Source organism: Aquimarina litoralis (assembly GCF_019295435.1).
In the GTDB taxonomy this organism is placed as follows: domain Bacteria; phylum Bacteroidota; class Bacteroidia; order Flavobacteriales; family Flavobacteriaceae; genus Aquimarina; species Aquimarina litoralis_A.
This window is the reverse complement of record NZ_WEKL01000006.1, coordinates 69,958-90,434: the sequence shown is the minus strand read 5'-3', so window position 1 is coordinate 90,434 and position 20,477 is coordinate 69,958. Positions and strand designations below refer to the sequence as shown.

General features: G+C 31.3%; 23 protein-coding genes. 21 read left to right on the top strand and 2 right to left on the bottom strand.

Annotated elements, in window-relative coordinates:
• The first annotated feature begins 141 nt into the window (after positions 1-141).
• The 20 genes from GBO31_RS04990 to GBO31_RS04895 all read left to right on the top strand — a co-directional run bounded on the left by GBO31_RS04990 (position 142) and on the right by GBO31_RS04895 (position 18,957).
• Positions 142-672: a hypothetical protein gene (locus GBO31_RS04990; RefSeq protein WP_219007222.1), complete on the top strand. Its 531-nt coding sequence runs from the start codon at positions 142-144 to the stop codon at positions 670-672.
• Between the two features lie 258 nt (positions 673-930).
• Positions 931-2,400: a serine hydrolase gene (locus GBO31_RS04985; protein ID WP_219007221.1), complete on the top strand. Its 1,470-nt coding sequence runs from the start codon at positions 931-933 to the stop codon at positions 2,398-2,400.
• A gap of 143 nt (positions 2,401-2,543) precedes the next feature.
• A complete protein-coding gene (locus GBO31_RS04980; protein ID WP_219007220.1) occupies positions 2,544-3,221 on the top strand; it encodes a hypothetical protein in 678 nt (225 codons plus the stop codon).
• Positions 3,222-3,473: 252 nt separating this feature from the next.
• Positions 3,474-4,382: a helix-turn-helix domain-containing protein gene (locus GBO31_RS04975; protein WP_219007219.1), complete on the top strand. Its 909-nt coding sequence runs from the start codon at positions 3,474-3,476 to the stop codon at positions 4,380-4,382.
• A gap of 113 nt (positions 4,383-4,495) precedes the next feature.
• Positions 4,496-5,368, top strand: a complete 873-nt coding sequence (locus tag GBO31_RS04970) for an SDR family oxidoreductase (RefSeq protein WP_219007218.1) — start codon at positions 4,496-4,498, stop codon at positions 5,366-5,368.
• 29 nt (positions 5,369-5,397) lie between these two features.
• Complete coding sequence (locus GBO31_RS04965; RefSeq protein WP_219007217.1) at positions 5,398-6,312, top strand: SDR family NAD(P)-dependent oxidoreductase; 915 nt, start codon at positions 5,398-5,400, stop codon at positions 6,310-6,312.
• Between the two features lie 27 nt (positions 6,313-6,339).
• The gene (locus GBO31_RS04960; protein ID WP_219007216.1) at positions 6,340-6,759 is read left to right on the top strand and encodes an EthD family reductase; all 420 of its coding nucleotides are present in this window, start codon (positions 6,340-6,342) and stop codon (positions 6,757-6,759) included.
• Between the two features lie 37 nt (positions 6,760-6,796).
• Positions 6,797-7,609 (top strand): SDR family oxidoreductase, encoded by an 813-nt coding sequence (locus GBO31_RS04955; protein ID WP_219007215.1) that lies wholly within the window; start codon positions 6,797-6,799, stop codon positions 7,607-7,609.
• A gap of 166 nt (positions 7,610-7,775) precedes the next feature.
• On the top strand, positions 7,776-8,126 hold the full coding sequence (locus GBO31_RS04950; RefSeq protein ID WP_219007214.1) for a hypothetical protein: 351 nt from the start codon (positions 7,776-7,778) through the stop codon (positions 8,124-8,126).
• A gap of 164 nt (positions 8,127-8,290) precedes the next feature.
• A complete protein-coding gene (locus tag GBO31_RS04945; RefSeq protein WP_219007213.1) occupies positions 8,291-9,187 on the top strand; it encodes a hypothetical protein in 897 nt (298 codons plus the stop codon).
• A gap of 106 nt (positions 9,188-9,293) precedes the next feature.
• On the top strand, positions 9,294-10,358 hold the full coding sequence (locus GBO31_RS27290) for a helix-turn-helix domain-containing protein (RefSeq protein WP_219007212.1): 1,065 nt from the start codon (positions 9,294-9,296) through the stop codon (positions 10,356-10,358).
• 178 nt (positions 10,359-10,536) lie between these two features.
• Positions 10,537-11,640: an alpha/beta fold hydrolase gene (locus tag GBO31_RS04935; RefSeq protein ID WP_219007211.1), complete on the top strand. Its 1,104-nt coding sequence runs from the start codon at positions 10,537-10,539 to the stop codon at positions 11,638-11,640.
• Between the two features lie 270 nt (positions 11,641-11,910).
• On the top strand, positions 11,911-12,804 hold the full coding sequence (locus tag GBO31_RS04930; protein WP_219007210.1) for a TolB family protein: 894 nt from the start codon (positions 11,911-11,913) through the stop codon (positions 12,802-12,804).
• An 88-nt stretch (positions 12,805-12,892) separates the two neighbouring features.
• Complete coding sequence (locus tag GBO31_RS04925; protein ID WP_219007209.1) at positions 12,893-14,374, top strand: serine hydrolase domain-containing protein; 1,482 nt, start codon at positions 12,893-12,895, stop codon at positions 14,372-14,374.
• A gap of 91 nt (positions 14,375-14,465) precedes the next feature.
• Positions 14,466-14,975 carry a DUF4274 domain-containing protein gene (locus tag GBO31_RS04920; protein ID WP_219007208.1) on the top strand — a complete coding sequence of 170 codons (510 nt, stop codon included), beginning with the start codon at positions 14,466-14,468 and terminating at the stop codon, positions 14,973-14,975.
• A gap of 5 nt (positions 14,976-14,980) precedes the next feature.
• Entirely contained in the window at positions 14,981-15,523 is a 543-nt protein-coding gene (locus tag GBO31_RS04915; RefSeq protein WP_219007207.1) for a helix-turn-helix domain-containing protein, read from the top strand.
• A 102-nt stretch (positions 15,524-15,625) separates the two neighbouring features.
• Entirely contained in the window at positions 15,626-17,314 is a 1,689-nt protein-coding gene (locus tag GBO31_RS04910; protein WP_219007206.1) for a serine hydrolase domain-containing protein, read from the top strand.
• A gap of 68 nt (positions 17,315-17,382) precedes the next feature.
• Entirely contained in the window at positions 17,383-17,775 is a 393-nt protein-coding gene (locus GBO31_RS04905; protein ID WP_219007205.1) for a hypothetical protein, read from the top strand.
• A 203-nt stretch (positions 17,776-17,978) separates the two neighbouring features.
• Positions 17,979-18,518: a hypothetical protein gene (locus tag GBO31_RS04900; RefSeq protein WP_219007204.1), complete on the top strand. Its 540-nt coding sequence runs from the start codon at positions 17,979-17,981 to the stop codon at positions 18,516-18,518.
• Positions 18,519-18,651: 133 nt separating this feature from the next.
• Positions 18,652-18,957 carry a hypothetical protein gene (locus GBO31_RS04895; RefSeq protein ID WP_219007203.1) on the top strand — a complete coding sequence of 102 codons (306 nt, stop codon included), beginning with the start codon at positions 18,652-18,654 and terminating at the stop codon, positions 18,955-18,957.
• 20 nt (positions 18,958-18,977) lie between these two features.
• Here GBO31_RS04895 and GBO31_RS04890 read toward each other — a convergent pair whose 3' ends face one another.
• Both GBO31_RS04890 and GBO31_RS04885 read right to left on the bottom strand, forming a co-directional pair.
• Positions 18,978-19,337, bottom strand: coding sequence for a nuclear transport factor 2 family protein (locus GBO31_RS04890; protein ID WP_219007202.1), 360 nt, complete (start codon positions 19,335-19,337; stop codon positions 18,978-18,980).
• Between the two features lie 42 nt (positions 19,338-19,379).
• The gene (locus tag GBO31_RS04885) at positions 19,380-19,982 is read right to left on the bottom strand and encodes an NADPH-dependent F420 reductase (protein WP_219007201.1); all 603 of its coding nucleotides are present in this window, start codon (positions 19,980-19,982) and stop codon (positions 19,380-19,382) included.
• 84 nt (positions 19,983-20,066) lie between these two features.
• On the opposite strand from GBO31_RS04885, the gene GBO31_RS04880 reads away from it, so the two are divergent.
• Complete coding sequence (locus tag GBO31_RS04880) at positions 20,067-20,435, top strand: winged helix-turn-helix transcriptional regulator (protein ID WP_219007200.1); 369 nt, start codon at positions 20,067-20,069, stop codon at positions 20,433-20,435.
• The last annotated feature ends 42 nt before the right edge of the window (positions 20,436-20,477 follow it).

Here is a 20,477-nt window from a genome sequence, read left to right as displayed (position 1 = left end):
ATGATAAATTAAAAACAAAATATAAAAATTCGGCTCTGTGTTAATCCGAAAAGTTAGTATCTTTTTGTAAGCTACGTTCCATACACAAACCGTTGTGGTTACCTACAATTAAAGTAAAAAAGTTATTTGGACGAATAAAAAATGAAAGTGTTTCAAAAAGAGGAAAGAAAAGAAAAGCTAATAGAACTTGGAATTCCAGAAAAATTTATAATCAATCTAGAGACAAAAGATCGAATTTGGGGATTTGAAGAACCATATAATTCTTATGATATTCTAGCAGATGTTCACCAAGATTATAAAATTCTAAAAAGATATAATATAGTTCCAATTTATGAAATTGGTGCTGGTGATGCTGGATACTATATATATGCTTTTAATGATGAAGAAAAAAGAATAATATGGTTTGATTTAGAGATGGATGAAGAAAATAAAGATTACGGCGAAAACTTTCAGCTATTATTATTTGAAAAAATGATTGATTATTATGAAGATCAAGAGATTGAAGACGATTTTAATATTAACTCTTTTTGCACTTACGGTGATTTAATTTGCTTTAATTATTCAACAGAGGTGTACGAAAAAATGAAAAAAATTGATCCAAGTATTAGAAAATCGTATGCTGAATTTGAAAAATGGAAGAAAAAGTTAACATTAGAATTAGAAATACAGTAGGTAACACTATATATCATGTCATAGAAGCAAAGTGATCAATCAATTGGTTTGTGTATATTTATGAAAGTGCAATGTTTGCAGAACGGAATCCCGATACTTCGGGAAGCAACCACTGCGCATCCTCCTGAGGCGGACAGGAAAATATCGAAAAACAGGGTAGCATTTTGCCCTGTTAGGACACATACACTAAACGTTAGCATTGATTACGGCAAACTATAACATATATAAAATACTCATCTCATTTTATAAACTATAATAATGAAACAATCAATATACATATTTGCATCTTTACTCTTCTTTTTAATATCCTGCAAAGAAAATAAAAAAGGTACGAGCGAGGAAAAAAAAGAGCAATCCGAATTATATAAAGATATTGATGAGTATATTCATACAGTTCAGAAAAGGTACAGTATTCCAGGAATTGCCTGTGCAATAATTAAAGACGGGCAAGTTGTTTTTCAAAATAATTATGGATATGCTAATCTTGAGCATCAAGTTCCAGTAAGTGACAATTCTATATTTAGGTTATATTCTTTAACAAAACCTATTGTTTCGGTAGGAGTTTTTAGCCTTATCGAAGAAGGAAAACTGAATCTTGAAGATAAAGTATCTGAGTATTTATCAGATGTTCCTGATGATTGGAAAGGAATTCAAATACGACACTTGTTGAGTTGCTCTTCTGGTTTACCAGATATGGTTCAACCTTATAATGAAATCAAAGATTTGAATGAGGAAGAAATAAAAAAAAGGTGTTTTTCTCTACCTTTAAATTTTAAAGCAGGAGAACGGTTTGAGTATAGTCAAACTAACTTTTGGATATTACAAAAAATAGTAGAAAAAGTGAGTAAAATGTCTATTTCTGATTTTATTATTAAAAGACAATTTGCCTATAATACAGGAAGTGTCATTTTTTCATCAGATGCTCGTGACATTATTAAAAATCGAGCAACATCGTATTTTCCGTTTAGTAAAGGAACAATGACTATTGAGCATCCATATTATTTAGGTGATTATTCATATAGTATGAATGGTTTAAACGTAACACTTCAAGATTTAATAGAATGGGATAAACGGTTTAATAGTCAAAAGCTAATAAAGAAAAAGACGATAGATTTAATGTGGAAATCTTATCCTTTTTCTAATTCTGATGACCTCTTTGCTTATGGTTGGGGTAAGTTCTCAAGTAGCAATTATTTATCCTATGGATTTACAGGAACAGGATGTACACTTTACCGTAATTTTCCTGAAAAGAATTTGAGCATCATATTTTTGGCAAATGGTTTTTCTATTTGGCATAATATGGACTATCTATCCAATAATCTTGCAAATATAATCGACAGAAATATTGTTGACAATGATGCCCTATTTTCAGAAAAACTATTAAGTTCTTTTTCAAAGGGAGGTGTCAAACTTTTTAAAGAAACATATTTCAAAATGAAAACGGACGAAAAATATAAGGGTATTGATTATGCAAATCACTTAATTAATATTGGTTTTATTTTTTTAGATACAGAAAAAGTAACTGAATCAATTGATGTTTTTAAATTTTACACAGAGGAATTCTCTGACTCTTGGTATGCCTATAATTGTCTTGGATTAGCTTTGGAGCAAAACAATCAGGACAAAAAAGCCTTAATCAATTATCAGAAAGCATTGGAACTTAATACAGAAAATCAAAATGAATACAATTCAACCCTAATAGAACGAATTGAACGATTAAAAAACTAATGCTAACAAAGTATATAAAAAAATAGAAACAGACTGTTAAATGAATTCAATTTCCTACTTAAAAAAAAAATTAAATCGGAATAAAATACAGTAGCAAACTCACTACTTTTCATATACAATACTGTTAACCACAATTAAAATCTGTGATAATAAATAATCAAAATATTGAAAAACTCCAGAAGAAAGGTCTAGAACTAATCTTTCTTGAAAAGGAAATCAGATTCATAAAGAAGAAAAATACAAAGGGGAATTATATTCCTGAATGGAGAAATGATAAAAATGCACAGATTGAATGCCCTGCCATAGATTTAACTATTAAAGATAATAAGTTTGTTGCTATTCATTGGGATTGGGCCCCGGGTCCTGGTCCTGGAGATTTTCATTTAATTTTTGATAATGAGTGTGACGCAATAAATTTTATAGATAACTATTATTACGGCAATAACGAATACTTTGAAGCTAGAAAATCTCATGAATATTTAAGTCGAGATACTTATAATATAAACGAAATTGAACAAATAATTAAACAGTTGCTGCTAAAACTTTCACATGAATTTGGTAGTAATGAAATTTCATTTGGCGAACGAGGTTCATATCATAAAATACCCATGGATGAGTGGAGATTAAATAAACATTATGAAGAAAATCATAAGGTAAATGCTACCATTGGGCTTCTACCGTTTGAAGTAACTAAATTGAGAAGGAAATTAAATGAAAATGAAGAATTTAACTATGAAGACGTTAATAACATATCAAACCTATTATTTGAATTAAGTATAAAACTAAAAGAAAAAACAGTGGTTAACAACACCTGTAAATAATACGGATTTGAGGCTTAAATACAAAGGAATTGTATATTCATAAAATCACTAAATCTTTTGATTTAGTCTTTAAAAACAAAAAAGTAAAAATAAAAGCTTATGGCTCGTACCAAAACGAGAAATCACTCCTTCTTTACTCCGTACTATTCATAGCTAAACGTTAGCTACCATTTAAACCTAAAATATGCTAATCATTCAGCGATTTGTGTTAGTGAGTTATAAAATGTCAGCATAATTTTGCAATAAAACAAAATGGGCGAACCTATAATACATTCAAAATCAATTACAGAAATTCGAGTGGTATTTGGCTTGGATAAACCGACACATCCATTGATTACGATACTGGATACGGAAAAACTCGCTTATGGAGAAGAAACCGTTGGAAAAAGATTCTCATCCGATTTGTACTGTATCGCATTGAAAGATTCTAATTGCGGAATAGATTACGGACGAAATTCTTATGACTTTGATAATGGTGTTTTAATTTTCACCGCCCCAAAACAAGTGATAACTGTTAAGAAACCGCAAGCACTAAACGAAGTAAAAGGTTGGATGCTTTATTTTCATCCTGACTTGATTAGAAATACAGCACTCGGTTCAAAAATTGATTCTTACAATTTCTTCAACTATGAAGTAAATGAAGCTCTACATCTTTCCGAAAATGAACAAAGCACACTAAATCTAATTGTACAKCTCATTCAAAACGAAATCAAAGAGCGCATTGACAATCACAGTCAAGAAGTCTTAGTATCTAATATTGAGTTATTACTCAATTACAGTAAACGCTTTTATGAGAGACAATTCAATACTCGTTCTGCAAGTAACATTGACATCGTTTCCAAAGTAGAAAGATTACTCAAAGAGTATTATTCTGATAATCAACTCATAGAAAAAGGACAGCCAACTATTCAATATTTGGCAGACCATTGTTATTTATCTCCAAGTTATTTGAGCGACCTTCTGACTAAAGAAACGGGACGTTCAACCAAAGACCACATAAATGACTTTTTAGTTGAGAAAGCCAAACAACTATTACTTGGCTCAACCGATTCAATTAGTGGAATAGCTTACACACTCGGATTCAATTATCCTCATTATTTTGGTAGGTTATTCAAACAAAAAACAGGAAAAACACCACAAGAATACAGACAACTGAACTAAACTAATAGCTTTCTTTTTTCTGCGATTTGTGTTTAACCTTCCCTTTTTAGTGTTAATATGCCCATTTTAACAATCGGATATTTGTTTCATCGAATCATTAAAAATTAAAAAAGATGAAACATAAAATTTTAGTAACAGGAGCAAGTGGAGCTTTCGGTAGTTTAACTTGTATTCAATTAGCCGAAAACGGTCATCAAGTGGTAGGAACAATGCGTTCTATTTCAGGTAAAAATGAAGTCATCGCCAATGAATTGAAATCCAAAGGTGTAGCATTAGTTGAAATGGATGTAACTAATGAAGAAAGTGTAAATGCAGGAGTAAAATCAGCCATTGAACAAATGGATGGTTTAGACACTGTCTTTAACAATGCAGGAATAGGAGCAAATGGAATCCTTGAATGTTTTACTGCCGATGACATTCAAAAAATGTTTGATGTCAATTTGTTTGGTGTTCAGCGTCTTATGAGAGCAGTTTTACCACATTTACGAGAACAAGGAAAGGGAACCATCATTCATACATCAAGCTGTATTGGTAGAGTAACGACACCATTTTTGGCGTCATATTCGGCTTCAAAATACGCTTTGGAATCATTGGCAGAAGGTTACCGAACAGAACTTTCAGGATTTGGAATTGAATCTTGCATTGTAGAACCAGGCGGATTTCCTACTGGATTTATGAGCGGAATGATAACACCAAGCGATACACAAAGACTTTCTCAATATGGAGAAATGGCAAGCCTTCCAGAGACTTCGCTTAATGGTTATGTGGCATATGTTGAATCTATTCCTGAACAAAGACCCGAAAGAGTTGCAGAAGCAGTTGTAGAATTGGTAAAGAGACCTTTTGGCGAGAAGCCTTTTAGAACTGTAGTTGATTTTTCAGGATTAAAACAACCCATAGAGGACTACAACAAGGTCTTGAATGAAACCACAAAAGCAATCTATATAGCAAATGGAGTAGACAATCTATTAGCTCTTAACAAATAATAATATAAACACTTATAAATATTAAAGTCATGAAAAACCTTAAGTACTATGTATTTATCGTAAGCCTGACGCTTTGGGGAGGCCTATATCAAAGTGTCGCTCAGGTAGAAACAGAAACGACAGATGCGCTAAAAGAAGGTCCTCAGGTAATAATCATAACAGGTACAGCCTCTGGTTTTGGAAAGGCCACAGCGAAGAAATTGGTAGCTAAAGGCCATATTGTTTACGGTGGTGACCTCAACGTTAAAGGCAACGCCTATTTAAATAAGATTGGTGGGTATCCCCTTGAAATGGATGTGACAAATGATGAACAGGTCCGTGCTGGTATCGAACGCATCATTTCTGAACAGGGACGCATCGATGTACTGATAAATAACGCTGGCTATGGTGAATTTGCGACCATTGAAAACATTAGCATCGAAGACCTTAAACATCAGTTTGACGTAAATGTATTTGGTTATGCTCGATTGCAACAGGCTGTTCTACCACATATGCGTAAGCAGCGTTCTGGTAGGGTAATCATAGTCTCTTCGGTGATAAGCAAATTCTCGTTACCTATGCTCGGTTGGTACTCATCCACCAAGCATGCTGTAGAAGGTATGGCAGATGCATTACGTCAGGAAGTAGCACAATTCAATATAGATGTGATAAAGATACAACCAGGAGCGGCCAATACTGGATTTGGCGCAACTGCCTTTGCTCGGCTTGAACAATCCAATGTGCCAGAGGATTATAGGGCTTTGATAGATGCTAGTGTAAAGTCTTTAGAAAATAATTTCGCTTCAGCGCCAGGAGCTGAGGACACAGCTGAAACAATCGTAAAAGTTGTTGAATTGGAGAATCCAAAGATTACATACATCACTGCAAATGCTGAGGGAATAGTGCGTTTAAGGAAGGAGATGTCCGAAGAAGATTTTTATAAAATGTTCTCTGGACAAGAGTAACATATAATGATTCAAGTCAAAATTATTATGAAATTATTGAAGATATTGCCTTTGATGATAGCACTACTGGCATTCTCATGTAAGCCTATTTCATCAGAGCAAAATAGTCAGGAATCAAAAAATCAAGACAAGTATTACACGTTTCAAGTATTGTATCCGCTGCCAACCAATTCCATTCAATTTGAAAAGGATTATTTAAAACATCTTAACTTCTTAGACTCCTTAATGGGTTATTCGCATCAGGATAAACCGTATTACATTACTAAAATGGATAAAGAAGTATTTGGTATTCCTTCAACATTTTACCAGATGTTCACAATGACGTTCGAAACACGAGAGAAACTTGAGGAAACCATTAATTCAAAGGAAATGGAAGAAGCAGGAAAAGATGCAATGCGCATATCTTCTGGAGGAGCTCCAGTAGTTTTGATCGGAAAAAAAGAATAACTAATTTTTAGTTTTTAGCACACAAATAAAGAACAAAATGAAAAAAACAATATTAATTACTGGAGCAAGTAGCGGAATTGGAAAATCAACTGCTCTACATTTTCAAAAACAAGGATGGAATGTAATTGCTACAATGCGTTCACCAGAAAAAGAAACAGAATTAAACAGGTTAGAAAACGTACAACTTGAAAAATTAGATGTACTTGATTTAGAATCCATTGAAAAAGCCTTCAAAAACGGAATTACAAAATTTGGAAAAATTGATGCGTTAATAAATAATGCAGGATATGGAGCTTACGGTCCATTAGAAACGTTCCCAAGAGAAAATATTATTAGACAATTCAATACGAACGTGATTGGTTTAATGGATGTAACTAAAGCAATTATCCCTCATTTTAGAGAAAATAAAAGCGGAGCGATTGTAAACATTTCTTCAATTGGCGGACAAATGACTTTTGCTTTAGGTTCGCTTTATCACGGAACCAAGTTTGCTGTAGAAGGAATTTCAGAATCTTTGCATTATGAAATGAAAGAAATCGGAGTAAAGGTCAAAATTGTAGAACCCGGATTTATTGCAACCGACTTTGGTGGACGTTCTTTCGACTTTCAGACAGGTAATATTGAAGACTATCAGCCTATCATAAACGCTTTAATGAAGCAATGGCAGAATCCGAATAATACGGTTTCACCACCAAGTTTGGTTGCTGAAGTAATTTACAAAGCCGTAACGGATGGAACAGACCAACTGCGTTACCGAGTAGGAGATGACGCTAACTTTTTACTTGATAACCGAAAGAAAATGAGTGATTCCGAGTTTTTTGAAATGATGAATAGTCAATTGGAAAAATAAAAAAACGATAGCTAACAATGTGTATAAGCAATAGCGGTTTAAGTGAGAACTTGAACCGTTTTTACATTTAATTAAGTATCTTGCTATCCGACAGATTCGCTGTACTAAATCCGCTACTGCTCATACACGAGACCGTTGTGCATAATTTACCAAAACTCGCAAAAAAATGACCTTTAAGGAAGTTTATAATAAGACAATTAAATATTATCCTTCCGAAATTGATATTTCTGATGGAAAATCAGTTGGAAAGGATGGCGGAAATTTCAAAATAATGTCGGAATTGTGGAATAAGGTGGAATTAGAAACTGAAAGCGAATCTGACTTTATAAGATTAATGGTCTGGGGAATTTTTTGCGCATATCATAAAAAAGCAATAAATAACTTTTTGAACGGAAAAAGGAAAGTTTCTTTGGCTGAATTGGATATAGAATATATTAAATATAAGTTTGAGGAAAGCTTACTTGATACAGAGTATAATCATTATGCTGAATTAAGAAAGGAATATAAAACTGAATAAAAAAACTATGCACAGCATTGGCTATAATTCATTACATTTTTGCTACACCAAAACAAAAGTATAAATCAATGGCTAATTTCTCTGCGGAATAGTCCTACGGACGATTCCACTCCGAAATCATAACCCAACCGTTGTGAGTGATTTGAATACACCAAAAATAAAGAATGAAATTATCAAAAGATAAATATTTAAACGCAAGGGATTTTATATTGACAAATGCAAGAATGATTGAACGTCGTTTATTTGAATTTCATTTTGCAAACGGCGATAAAAATGGAGTTTTTCACGCTATTTATGCTTATCGGAATCCAGATGGTGGATTTGGACACGGATTGGAACCAGATACGGCATCTCCGGAAAGTCAACCTCTGTTTAGTATTATGGCACTTGAAACACTTGATGAAGTTGGTTGTTTGACCAAAGAAATCATTCTAAAAGATTTTATGCCATATTTTGAGAACATAACAACAGAAAAAGGAGGTGTGCCTTGGATGCTCAGACCAAAAAGTGATTATCCCTGCGAAGGTCATTTTAAAACAGTTAAAGAATGGGCGGCTTTAAGCACTACTGCACCTTTACTTGGGATTTTGGAAAAGTACGAGATAGATATCCCTTGGATGAAAAAAGCAGAAGAGTTTGTTTGGAGTGAATTTGAACGAATTCAAGATAAACACGTCTTCTGCTATTTATGTGTACCAAGATGGTTAACATTCTTAACTAATACCAGAAGTAAAGAGAAGGCTAATAAAAAAATCAGTAACTTAAAAAAGTGGATATCGGCGGATGGTGTTATTTGTAATGATAAATCTGATGATGGATGGGGATTATATGGTAAACCTAATAGTTTGAACTATGCTAATTCTTCTGAAAGTATTTTATATTCTATGTTTAATAAAGAAACTATCGAGTCAGATTTACAAACATTAATTGAAAAACAAAAAGAGGACGGACGTTGGGATACTTGGTATGGTATCAGCGAAGGAACAAAATTAGAATGGGCAGGAATACAGACATTATGGGTCTTAAAAACGCTGAAAAACTATAATAAAATAGAAAAATAAAACCACACTTAACAAGGTGTATAGTGCATGCAAAGCACGAACCACACACAGAACGTTGGCATGCATTTGAACTGAAAAAGAGTAAAAAATTTAAAGGAGTAAAGAAGTGTACAATATTATAAATTTCGTTATTTCATTTGGTGCCATGCAAGGTCTTATTATTGGAGTTTTTCTTTTAGTAAAAGGATTAAAACTAAAACAAGATTTTTTTTATTTGGCCTTAATACTAATCGGTTTTGCAGCCTTATTAGGAAGAGTTGTTGCAATAGGTCTCTATGATAACCAACCATGGTTCTTTAATAATCTTAACTTCTTTTTATTGATTTCTCCTGCTTTGTACCTTTATGCTAAAGAATCATCTGGAGCTATTAAGAATCCTTTGAATTTTAGCTCCCTGCATTTCCTCCCATTTCTAATTATAAATTTAGTATTTATTGTATATTATTTTTCTTTAAAAAACCCTATTGATGACAAGACGTATCTAACTAACATTATAAAACTTAACGATCGTTTTAGTATCATTTATTTTTCAATATACCTTTATCTAACTTATAAAACTGTTAGACTGTATAAGTCCTCATATCGTAAAGAACTTTACGAACTATTGAATAAATTGGTATACAATTTTCTTTGTTTTTTTATTATTTGGTTAATCTACGTCTTGGCAGAATTAATATACTTTGATTATACTATGGAACTCATATATTATTATCCCATTATGATAATAATGGCAGTGACTATTTATTATATGAGTTTACAATTTATTACAAACTATCGCTTTTTATTTGACATTAAGTCAATTACGAAAAGAAAAAAAATTACTTTAGATGAGACGGATGGTAAAAATTTATTAAATCAATTAACCCTTTTTATGAATGAGGAAAAACCCTATTTAGATGGTGCTATTTCTCTAACCACTCTTGCTGGTTCATTAAATGTAAATCCAAAAGCCTTATCCTTTGTAATCAATGAATATCTTCATAAGAATTTTAACCATTATATTAATGATTGGAGAATCGAAGAAGTAAAAAAAAGGTTGAACAATGAGGAATATGATAAATTCAAAATGCTAACAATTGCCTTTGATTGCGGTTTTAACTCTAAATCAACTTTTAATCTTGCTTTCAAAAAAGCTACAGGATTATCTCCTTCTGAGTATAGAAAACTTTAGCTATCATTTAGTCTTAAATCTTTTTTAAGACCATTTTATTTAATATTTCAAGTCCTAAATCTTCTTTTAGAGCATTTATTCCTTTTCTCCATAGTTATTTTGTCAAAAAACACGGACGAATCTAACAGGTTCAAACATCTACAAAACCATTATTAATCAGTATTAACTAAGGTAACTCATGAATTCAAAAGGTAGATTATTCATTATTGTGCTTATAAGCTTATTTTCTTGTTTTTCAAATCATGCTCAGGTAAAAGAAAAGGTTTTTCTTCACGAGTCTTGCCAACCTAAAAGCAATATAAAATCTGAATTAAACGAATCTCAGTATGTGGTTATTGGGGGCGTACAACAGTGGATTACAATAAAAGGGGAAGATTGTACTAACCCAATAGTCTTGATTGTACATGGAGGTCCTGGAAATCCTTTGAGCAAATATCACGAAAGTCTTTTCAAAGATTTCGAAGAGCATTTTACCATTGTTCACTGGGATCAGAGAGGTTCAGGAAGAACATATCTAGCACAATTTGAGACAGAAGAAATCACTTTAGATATGTTGACCAACAATAAATTGACTGTAGATCTTCTTGTAAAAGATGGCCTTGAACTAAGTGATTACATTAGAAATAGATTAGGTCAAAAAAAAATAATCATTTCGGGCTCGTCTTGGGGATCCTTCTTAGCTACAAAAATGGTTCACAAGGCGCCGAATAAGTTTCATTTTTATGTTGGGTTATCTCAGCTCGTTAGTGGGAGTAAAAATTATGCTGAGAGTTATAAAAAAGTTAAATCGATAGCAGCTGAACGAGGTGATAAAACGGCTCTGGATATTTTAGATAATATGGGACCACCAAGTTGGAATCATCCGTCTAGCTTTGGTAAATTGCGTAAAATTATAAGCAGGTATGAAAACGAGACAGCTAGTAATCCTGTTGAATGGAAGGTTTCAAAGGAATATTCTAAATATTCGGACTCTAAATATTCTATGTTTTCAGAAGAATTTTCATTTCTAAAATATATAGGATTGAATGACGATGGAATGATAAATGAGGTTGCTCTAGATGAATGTTGCTCTCATTTGAACATACCAATATATATCATGCAAGGTGATAAAGACTTATTAACTGTACCGGAAGTCACGAAAGAATATTTTAATAAAATCAAAGCGCCATACAAAGAGTATATTCTAATAGAGAATTCAGGACACGACGCAAACATGGATATGCTGAGTATGCAACTAGATATACTCAAAGCAGCTGCGGCTAAATATATCCAGACGGAATAATGCTTTTAATAATTAAAAACTTGAAATTATAAAAAGAGAAGATTAAGAGGTCGAAGAGTAACGACGTGCTAACAATAGCTATAATTAATGCTCAAGGTCTGGTATTTTCGATAGAGGTTTTGTATTTGAGTGTCGCAAAACCTTTTTTATTTCCTTGTATTAATTAAATTTACAAGCAAAACAAAAGGTTTTTCTTGTGCGCTGTGCGAAGTCTACGAGTTCTTGCACCGCACTAATAATAGCCAAGACCGCTAGGCAGTAATTAGAAAAATGAAAAAACTAACAGTCATATTACTTTTTATGAATATTTTTTCGGGTTGTAATACTGAAACGAAGAATTACGAATTGGAGTTTTTGACTGAAAAGGTACCAGACGAAATTCCACTTGATTTTAAACAAGACTTAATTCCTAATAATAAAATAATCCATAAAGGAATATTTAGTCCAGATTTAAGAGAATATTACTATACCATTTCTAATAAAAATTTTGAAAATTTCACTGTCTACGTAATTCGTAAACAAAATGGGAATTGGTCTGAACCTAAAAAAGCTTTTTTTAATAGTAAATACAACGAACATGGAATGAGTTTTTCACCAGATGGAAATTCTATCTATTTCAGTTCAACAAGACCTATTGATATTGACAATATTGACCAAACTTGGCATATTTGGAAATCAGATAAGATTAATGAAGAATGGACTAAGCCTGTTTTTGTTGATATCCCAAATCTAAGAGACAAATTAGTATCTCATCCTATAATTACAAATTCTGGTACTTTATATTTTCATTCTAGTAACTTGGATTACAGCGAAATGGATATTTACTACTCACCACAGGTCAATGGTAAATTTAAAAATGCAGAAAAAATTTCAATTTCATTGCCCTTAAATAGTGGAAAATGTACTCCATACGTTTCGCCAGATGAGGACTTCCTTATTTTTGCGACAATAGAAAATCAACTTGATTTATGGGTTAGTTTTAATGATAGAAAAGGTAATTGGGGAAAAACAAAAAGGTTAAGTGATAAAATAAATAGTTTAGGGCAAGGAAATCCATATGTAACTCCAGATAATAAATTCCTATTTTACACAACTAAAGAGTATAAAGAGAAAAAATGGAAAGTAAAATGGATTGATATCGAGTCTGAATTAAAAATAAACTAATATCAACAGGGTGAATAAAATCATAGTGGCTCCACAATAACAATTCATACACGCAACGTTACAAATAATTACAGAACTTAAAATTGAAATGAAAAACATCATATTACTATTAATACTTATTGGGTTCCTTTCATCTTGTACGGAGAAAGAAGATAAAGAAGAGATGATTGACAAACAAGCAGCACAATTCACTTCTGAACTTACGGAGTTAAAGCAGTATTTTAAAATTCCTGGACTTGCAGTTTCTATTGAAAAGAATGGAGAAAATGTTTACCGGAATTATTTTGGAGTAGCGGATATAGAAAAATCGACTGAATTGGATGCTACAACTTTATTCCCTATTGCTTCTATTACCAAGGTATTTTCTGGAGTTTTGACAATGAAGCTTGTTGAGCAAAAAAAGCTTTCACTTGATGATCCCATTGATAAATTCTTACCAAAACCTATGCTGGGTGATTCAATTCTAGTGAAACACATTTTATCGCATACTTCTCAAGGAAATGTGGGGAAACATTTTTATTATAGTTCAAGATTTGGACTAATAACCAAGGTAATCGAAAAAGCATCAGGAACGTCCTTTTCGGAAATGATGGAAAAGGAAATAATAACACCATTAAATCTTAAAAACACTTTTTTACTCAAAGATTCCACTCAAATTAGTAGAATAGCAAAACCATATATTTTAGATAATGGAATAGAAGTTGGATTTATTGATTATGGTTATTCTTCTTCGGCGGGAATTGTTTCGAATTCTGAAGATTTAGCCATCTTTAATAATGCATTGGACAATAACCTAATCATAAGCAGTACATCAAAAAATATCATGTTTACTTCCTTTGGGAACAATTTACCATATGGATATGGGATTTTCAATCAGCAATTCGAGAATTTAAATATGGTTTGGGCTTATGGTCAATATGATTGTTACTCTAGCCTTTTGCTCAAAATTCCTTCTAAGAATATCACTTTGTCACTACTAGCCAATAATAGCTTATTAAGTGACCCTGCTAGACTTATTAATGGAGATGTAACTTCATCCCTATTTGCCCTTAGTTTTCTCAAAAACTATGTCCTAAAATTAAACGAAATGCCCTTGTTTGAAAAACAAGATGCTATATCTAAACCACTTTCAAATACAGAATTTTATAGAAAAAAAATATTGGGGCAAGCACTTGCGGAATCCTATATGGCAAGATTTCAACCTGAAAAATTAAAAACAAGTAAAAAGTTATTAAATCACATCTTCTCCGAATACCCAGATTATTTGGAATATGCCGATTTAAATTTATTGCATAATCTTTCATTCTTAAAAGATGTAGCCTTTTATATGGAGCTTGGTGAGTTTAATGATTTTGACACTCAAATAGAAAATATTGGGAAAAAGATAATAGCACAAGAACCGAATAATCCTTATGCGCATTCATATTTAGGAACATTCTACGTTAGAAAAGATAACAAAGAAAAAGCAAAATATCACTTTGAGAATATTGTAAATGCTAAGAATTTTTCTAAAAATTGGTATACCAATGAAGCTCAACAATGGTTAAATGAAAATATTAATATAAAATAAAGGTTAGTATAAAACTAAAAAGTTATTGATTAGAAATCCGGTACTAATTATAGCCTAACCGTTATATATCATATTAGAAAAGCACGTAATTATGGATTATAAAACTAAAGCAGAAAAAATTCTGAATAGAAAGTTAGAAGATGACGAAACATTAGATGACTTTTTTGAAGAAGTGCTTTTAAAGCTTATACCTAATCTATCTCCAAAAATTTGGCATCAAATGGTTATGGAATGGAATTGGGATTCTTATTCATCCTTTCTTAATTGGTTAATAGAAAACCCTAAAACAGATAAAGCAACGGTTCTTATGATTTATTGGAAATCGGAACCAAGGTATGACAAAGACTTCGAATTTGTCGAAAAAATAGAACAACAATATTTGAATGATTTTTATCAACAATCTAATTTTTTATTTGATCCAAAAGATGATTTAGGTGAGGATTGGACCGTAATTTTATCCGATTCTCATAATAGAAATATCCCTAAAGCAATGCTAAAAAAATTAGATGGAGAAAAAATATCTGTACCAGATGGATTTATTGAAGGAATCCCTCCTAACATTGATGATTTATTTCAAGAATTGTATAATGAATATGACTAATAAACATGTCAAAATTAGCAGAATATAGATTGAAGCTAAACTTAACTCAAGAAGAGCTTTCGAAAAAGTCAGGAATCTCTGTAAGAACTATTCAGCGAGTAGAATCAGGAATAAAACCTAAAGGATTTACTTTGAAGACGTTGGCAAGAGCACTGGAAATAAAAGAAAAAGATCTTATTCAAAAGGACGATGTAAACTTAAACAAAGAATACAATTTTAACATCATTAAGTTAATTAATCTTTCTTCCTTGATTGCTGTCTTTATTCCTGTTGTAAATTTTGTATTACCTCTAATAATCGCAATTGTTAAAAAACAACTAAACTCTATAACGAAACAGATCATTACAATTCAAATACTGTGGACTGTTATAATGATATTTGTATACTTATTTGGAAGTCTAATATTTATCGATGAGTCAAGTCGTGATATTGGAATAGCAGTTCTACTTCTTTTAGTTATTTCAAATGTTTTTATTATCCTAAGAAATGGTATTGAGCTTAATAAAACAAACAAACTACATATTGACTTAAAGTTTAGTATTATCTAGTTTCTCTCTAATAATGACGGCTCTTGTCGTGTTTTTGACGGGCTTATTTTTTTATTTTTTTTGATGTATAATTCACTTTTGCATCTAATAAATAAAATAATCATGCAATCAAAAAATTACATTTTAATTATTTGCTTTATTTTCTTTTTTGCAAATAATACTTTCGGTCAAGTCAGTCAACAACAAATCCAAAAAATAGACAGTCTTTTTATTCCCTGGAATGTATCTAATCATCCAGGTGGTTCTGTATTGGTATCGAAGAATGGGAAAAATATTTTTTCAAAATCCTATGGTTTAGCCAACATAGAATACAATATTCCGAATACAAAAAACACTCTCTTTAATATTGGCTCTATTTCAAAGCAATTCACCGCAATGGGGATTGTACTATTAGAAGAGAAAAACAAACTTTCCTTTGATGATAATATTAGAAAATACATCCCCGAATTGCCCAATTTTACCAAAGCTATCACCATACGCTATTTATTACACCATACAAGTGGATTAAGAGATTTACATGGTCTATTAGGATTAGCTGGCTGGAGAAGTGGAGATCTAGAAACCAATGATGATGTTTATAGAATTATTAAAAATCAAAAAGAACTCAATTTTAAACCTAACGAAGAATTTTTATATAGCAATACTGGATATATTCTTTTAGCAAAAATTATTGAAAACATCAGTCAATCAAAATTTGATGAATGGATGAAGCAAAATATTTTTAAACCATTAGGGATGAAACATACTTATGTTGAAACCTCATTAGATAATATTATTACAAATAATGCTACTTCATACTATTTACAAGAAGAGTTTAAAAGAGCTTCGGAATATTGGGGTTATTTTGGTTCTGGAAATATACACTCGACTGTAGGAGATCTAAACATCTGGTTACAAAATTTTAGCAAACCTCAGAATAATTGGGAGTCAGCATTTAGTAAATTACTATTAACAACACCTCTAAACAATGGTTTTAAAACCGATTATGGATTTGGGGTTCGTATTGAAGATTACTCCGGAAAAAAGGTAATTCAACATGGTGGATCCGTTGGTGGTTTTAGGTCCATAGCAAGAACTTTTCCTGAAGAACAATTCAATATTGTAATTCTAACTAATTATTCAAGAAGTAATATTAGATCTAAAGCAAATATGATTTCTGATATCATTTTAGATAGAAGTAAAGATATGCTAACGAACACAACAACAAAAGTAGCTCGTGCACCTGCTAACTTTATCAAGTTATCAAATAAAAAACTTAGTGAGTTTGAAGGTATTTACTGGAGTGATGAAGAGAAAATTGGAAGAAAGATTTATATAAAAAATGATACCTTACGATATTCGAGTTCTGATAAAAACGAATGGCCTTTAGTGCCAATAGACCAGCATACATTTTTAATGATTCGTTCATCTGTAAAACCAATCATAAAATTTGATAGTAAAAAGCACCAAATGACAATAAAAACTGGAAACGATTTACCTGGAGTCTTTAACTTTCTTCAAAGTAATCTGGACAAAAATACAGATGACCTTAATATGTTTACTGGTAATTATTATAGCCCAGAACTAAAAACTATTTATTCGATTTCCATAGATGATAAATTTAATATCTATCTTGAACACGCAAGACACGGAATAATAAAATTAAAACAACTATACAATAACATTTTTTCTGGTGATTGGCCAATAGGTATAGTTGAAATTAAAAAGAATAAAGAAGGAAAAGTTATAGGTTTAAGAATGTCAAATGGTCGTACTCGAAATGTATGGTTTAAAAAAGTAATTAGATTTTAAAAATGTGCACAGCACACTATAAGAAATATTAATACGTATTTAAACAAAATATCGCTACAAACTAGAAGATGAAATTATTTGGTTTTATAATATTGACAACATTTTATGTAAATATCACCTTTTGTCAGATTGGTGAAAAGGATATCGAAAAAGCGAAAAAATTTGAGCATCAATACGCTGAAATTATTGACTCAACGAAAGCGTTGACTCAAAATTCTTCTTTGATTTATTCTCATAATTCCTTATTCCGATGTATCCATCTAAATGGAACAGATAACAAAATATTTACTGTTGGTATTGTCTATTTAGATGATTTTTCCGGATATATGGAATTCAAAAAAGATCTCAATGAAAAAGTACTTTTTGAAGTTAGAGGTGATGGTTCTGGCAATAAACCTTTTTATATTATGATTGACAAAATAACAGGAGAAAAAAAGTTTATCGATAATATAAAAGAATAAAAACCTGTACCAATATAATATATGATCTCAGAACAGTTAGATAACTAAAGTCATCATCTGTTTATTTTTGGAATTGAATATTAATTACTCTAATAAAAATTAGTAATCACTGTGTAGAAAACTCGAAAAACAAGGTAACAATTTGCTCTGCTATGACACTTATATTAAACGTTATTCGTCAGCCATAAAAACATGAAATCGCTATGGGTTTTGGTTTTAACCTATTCTTTATTTTTATCCTATTACCATTAACCGGAATATTATTAATAGCTTGGCTTTTATTTCGAAAAAAATCGATTGGAAAGTTGATTGGATTTATTTGGCTCGGGATTTTAGGGTTGGTTCTATTCTCTAGTACAATTAGATGGTTAACCTCAAAAACTGAGTTAGATAAAGATGACTATTATGGTGAATATGTAATTAACCGAGAATATTTTAAAGGACGACAAATTGATTGGCAATACAATCATTTTAGATTTGAAATCAAAGAAAATGATTCTATTTACTTTTACGAAACAGAAAACCAGAATATTATAAAAACATATAAAGGAAAGATAAAAACTACGAACCCATATATTTATAAATCTGCAAGGCTTATTATTGATATGGAACAACCAACAACCCATGTTCTAACAAGTAATCCTACGACCTACAGAAGTGCATGGAGCTTTTATGTAGTCTTCCATTCTCCAAAATTTAGTAATATGTTTTTAAAAAAAGGAAAATGGAAACCACTAAAATAAAAAGCCGATCGCACAATATGATATGAAAAAACACAAACAATTTGATTCAATTATTTAGCGTATAACTTGTAAAAAAATATCATGAAAAGGAAAATTCTAATTATTTCCGTTGTTCTCTTTATAAATTACTCTTTTGGACAGACTTAAAAAAAACTCATTTGAAGATATAATTTCATTAAGATCTGTATCTAATGTACTGATTTCTCCTAATGGTAAACATGTATTATTCATATCACAATCCGTAGATTGGAAAGAAAATAGATATGATAGAGAATTGTGGATTTCTAAAGACAGAGAAACTCCATTTCAAATTACAAATAACTTAAAAGGCAATAGTAGTAATCCAAAGTGGTCACCAGATAGTAAATGGATTGCTTTTTTATCGAATCAGGGAGAAAAACCGCGCATAGAAAATAACGAGCGGTTTCTCTTTTTTTAAACAATGAATTAATAAACTCATCAGTTCTTGTAAGGCATTGACCAAGTATGACATAACACCTTCCATTGTTCATTTTCCAAAATCCAAGTAACGGAATATTTTCCTTTACCAAGTATTTTTACAGTTTTTAATTCTACATCCTTAAAGGTGCCATATTCAAAGGCTAACTTTTCATTTATTATCAAACTATCTCGTTCGAAAATAACATCTACTTTTCCTAAACCACCTCTCATAAAATCAAGAATATTTCTATTGGTTTGAACCGCAGGCTTATTGGGGGGAAATATTACAGCATTTTTAGCATATACGTTTTTAAAAGTTTTAGGATTTGCTTCTTGCCAAGCATCTGTCCATACTTTCATAGTGGGTTGTTGTGCCATCAAAAAACTATTTGTAAATATTATAATAATTAAAGATTTCATTTAGGCTTTTCGTTGAAAGTAAGTAAAACCCGCGTCTGTTCCGCCTCCACCCATTGCAATGGCTATGTTCAAATGCGCTATTGACTCTAAATGACGAGCATTTTTAATTCCGCCAACGACACAACCATCAAAACCAACTTCATCCGCTAATCTTTTAATAATAATTGATGCATCTTTATGATCAGAAGCAATAAATGCTGTTAACTTTTGATCATTAAATAATTGTTTATCTGTTTTCATTACATCAGCAAAAATGGTATTAAATGCTTTCACAACTTTACTTTTAGGTAATAACCTTGCAGTTTGTTCACCACCACTATCTTCACCTAAAAACAAAGGAGACCAATCTTCGATATTTATAGCATTAGTAATATCAACTACAATTTTGTTCTCTAGTACTTCCATATTACCAGTTAAAACGGAATTCATTGCCGAATAAGGTATTGCAAAACAAACAATGTCACCAAATGCACAAGCATCGGCAATAGACAATTGACTTTCTTTAGGATTTTGCGTGCCGTATTTAACGGTATGACCTGCATTAGTAAATAAATTCCCAAGATTTGATGCTACGTTTCCAGCACCAACGAAACTAATATTCATAATTCTTCATTTTTAAATTCTTTATCAAAACTGTAGATTTGCTTTTTAACTACCAAATGGTAATCTACTAACAATTTAGTAAGTATGAGAAAAATAACATCGACAAATTTTGAAAATGAAAAATTCTTGGAATATGATTGTCCGTTTATCACAACATTGCGGTTTATAGGCAAAAGATGGAAACCTGCAGTATTATGGAAGATCAATCAAGGGTATATTCGCTTTAAATTATTAAAACAAGTATTACCCTTGATAAGCGATAAAATGTTATCCGCAACGATAAGGGAAATGGAAACAGATGGAATAATCCAAAAAGAGGTTTTTGATGAAGTCCCACTACGCGTTGAATATAAATTAACTGAATTTGGTAAAGAACTTTTACCTATATTGAAGGAAATGAATGAATGGGGAATGAAAACAATAGAAAAAATAACTAGCCATAATAAAGTGTAAAAAACATTAAACGTTCCTTATATAAACTATTGACATAATAAG

What these genes read in the sequence shown, in the direction of transcription:
- GBO31_RS04990 (WP_219007222.1), top strand. Translation starts at nt 142, where the DNA reads ATGAAAGTGTTTCAAAAAGAGGAAAGAAAAGAAAAGCTAATAGAACTT.
- GBO31_RS04985 (WP_219007221.1), top strand. Translation starts at nt 931, where the DNA reads ATGAAACAATCAATATACATATTTGCATCTTTACTCTTCTTTTTAATA.
- GBO31_RS04970 (WP_219007218.1), top strand. Translation starts at nt 4,496, where the DNA reads ATGAAACATAAAATTTTAGTAACAGGAGCAAGTGGAGCTTTCGGTAGT.
- GBO31_RS04965 (WP_219007217.1), top strand. Translation starts at nt 5,398, where the DNA reads ATGAAAAACCTTAAGTACTATGTATTTATCGTAAGCCTGACGCTTTGG.
- GBO31_RS04960 (WP_219007216.1), top strand. Translation starts at nt 6,340, where the DNA reads ATGAAATTATTGAAGATATTGCCTTTGATGATAGCACTACTGGCATTC.
- GBO31_RS04955 (WP_219007215.1), top strand. Translation starts at nt 6,797, where the DNA reads ATGAAAAAAACAATATTAATTACTGGAGCAAGTAGCGGAATTGGAAAA.
- GBO31_RS04950 (WP_219007214.1), top strand. Translation starts at nt 7,776, where the DNA reads ATGACCTTTAAGGAAGTTTATAATAAGACAATTAAATATTATCCTTCC.
- GBO31_RS04945 (WP_219007213.1), top strand. Translation starts at nt 8,291, where the DNA reads ATGAAATTATCAAAAGATAAATATTTAAACGCAAGGGATTTTATATTG.
- GBO31_RS04935 (WP_219007211.1), top strand. Translation starts at nt 10,537, where the DNA reads ATGAATTCAAAAGGTAGATTATTCATTATTGTGCTTATAAGCTTATTT.
- GBO31_RS04930 (WP_219007210.1), top strand. Translation starts at nt 11,911, where the DNA reads ATGAAAAAACTAACAGTCATATTACTTTTTATGAATATTTTTTCGGGT.
- GBO31_RS04925 (WP_219007209.1), top strand. Translation starts at nt 12,893, where the DNA reads ATGAAAAACATCATATTACTATTAATACTTATTGGGTTCCTTTCATCT.
- GBO31_RS04920 (WP_219007208.1), top strand. Translation starts at nt 14,466, where the DNA reads ATGGATTATAAAACTAAAGCAGAAAAAATTCTGAATAGAAAGTTAGAA.
- GBO31_RS04915 (WP_219007207.1), top strand. Translation starts at nt 14,981, where the DNA reads ATGTCAAAATTAGCAGAATATAGATTGAAGCTAAACTTAACTCAAGAA.
- GBO31_RS04910 (WP_219007206.1), top strand. Translation starts at nt 15,626, where the DNA reads ATGCAATCAAAAAATTACATTTTAATTATTTGCTTTATTTTCTTTTTT.
- GBO31_RS04905 (WP_219007205.1), top strand. Translation starts at nt 17,383, where the DNA reads ATGAAATTATTTGGTTTTATAATATTGACAACATTTTATGTAAATATC.
- GBO31_RS04900 (WP_219007204.1), top strand. Translation starts at nt 17,979, where the DNA reads ATGGGTTTTGGTTTTAACCTATTCTTTATTTTTATCCTATTACCATTA.
- GBO31_RS04890 (WP_219007202.1), bottom strand. Translation starts at nt 19,337, where the DNA reads ATGGCACAACAACCCACTATGAAAGTATGGACAGATGCTTGGCAAGAA.
- GBO31_RS04885 (WP_219007201.1), bottom strand. Translation starts at nt 19,982, where the DNA reads ATGAATATTAGTTTCGTTGGTGCTGGAAACGTAGCATCAAATCTTGGG.
- GBO31_RS04880 (WP_219007200.1), top strand. Translation starts at nt 20,067, where the DNA reads ATGAGAAAAATAACATCGACAAATTTTGAAAATGAAAAATTCTTGGAA.